Origin of the sequence: Streptomyces sp. NPDC005799, from assembly GCF_040630525.1 — a bacterium.
Classification (GTDB): Bacteria; Actinomycetota; Actinomycetes; order Streptomycetales; family Streptomycetaceae; genus Streptomyces; species Streptomyces griseorubiginosus_B.
The window spans coordinates 1-1,175 of sequence record NZ_JBEXXQ010000222.1 but is presented as its reverse complement, the minus strand read 5'-3'; the positions used below and the strand labels follow the sequence as shown (position 1 = coordinate 1,175).

Genomic DNA, 1,175 nt, shown 5'->3' with positions numbered 1-1,175 from the left:
GAGCAGCACGCTGGCCATGGTCGAAGACGCCGGCCGTCTGGACGAGGACGGCTACCACTACCTGACGGACCACGTCCGAGAGTGCGTCGTCCCTACCAGTCGCTGTGCAGTGCGGACTTCGCGTCCGAGCTGCCCCCAACCCCGCCGGCAAGCTCGTCGAACGCGCGCTGCCTGAGCGCTACGAGCATCTCGGCGCCCCCTGACCGGGACCGCGCCTTCGAGACCCGGCGCGCACTCCGCGCGCCGGGCCTCCCGCCTCAGGCAGCCCCTGATCAAGGCATCGAGTACCCGCCGCTGACCGCGACACCTGCCCGGTGACCCGGCGCGCGGCACGCTCCGAGGAGGCCCAGACGACCGCGTTGGCGGCATCGTGCCGTCGGCCGGGCGGCCTCGGAGGCCGGGACATCACGACTGTTCCGTGAACCCGACGACCGGAGTTGCCCCGTCCGCCGCGTGGCGTTCAGTGGCCACGCCGGTCATGCCATGGCATTCAACAGGTTGGCCACCACCTCCGGCCTCTCCAGCGAGATGAAGTGATCCGCTCCCGGCACCTCGGTGAAGTCGGCGGTGGGCAGCAGCTTCTTGTTGGCCTCCCGGTCCGAGGGCCGGGACCAGTCGTTCTCGCCGTAGACGAGATGGACGGGGGCCTTGACGTCGGGGTAGCGCGAGCGGGCCGCTATGAGGGTGGGCATGTTCCGGTACAAGGCGCGGGCAACGGTCGGGAAGCCGGGGCGCCTTCCTGACTGGAGGAGCTCGTCCAGGTAGTCCTCCCGGAACGCCGTCTTGTCGCCGACGCCGCCCTGCAGGATTCTGCGCAGGACGGGCCTGGGCTCCTGCTGGGCGATCAAACTGCCCACCCCTGGCGCGATGATCCCGCCGATCACCAGGCGGGCGAGGAGGCTGGAGCGGGCGATTCCGTCGCGGTAGTCGTACGCATTCACCGAGACGACGCGGCGCACCCGTTCCGGGAGGTCGGCCGCGGTGGTCAGGGCGAGCACCGCTCCCAGGGACTCGCCGACCAACGTCACGTCGTGCAGGTCGAGTTCGGTCAGCAGCCGCTTGACGCCCGCACGCAGCGCCGGCTCGTCGTAGGAGGCGCCGGGCACGATCTCGGAATAGCCCATCCCGGGCAGGTCGAGGGCGTACACGGTGTACTGGTGCGAGAGCATCGGCAT

Annotated in this window: 1 protein-coding gene; it reads right to left on the bottom strand. The window is 70.4% G+C overall.

What is annotated here, in order from left to right:
- Positions 1-476: 476 nt before the first annotated feature.
- Positions 477-1,175, bottom strand: a 699-nt coding sequence (locus ABZ453_RS51365) for an alpha/beta hydrolase (protein ID WP_359027003.1), incomplete at its 5' end; no start/stop codon positions are given.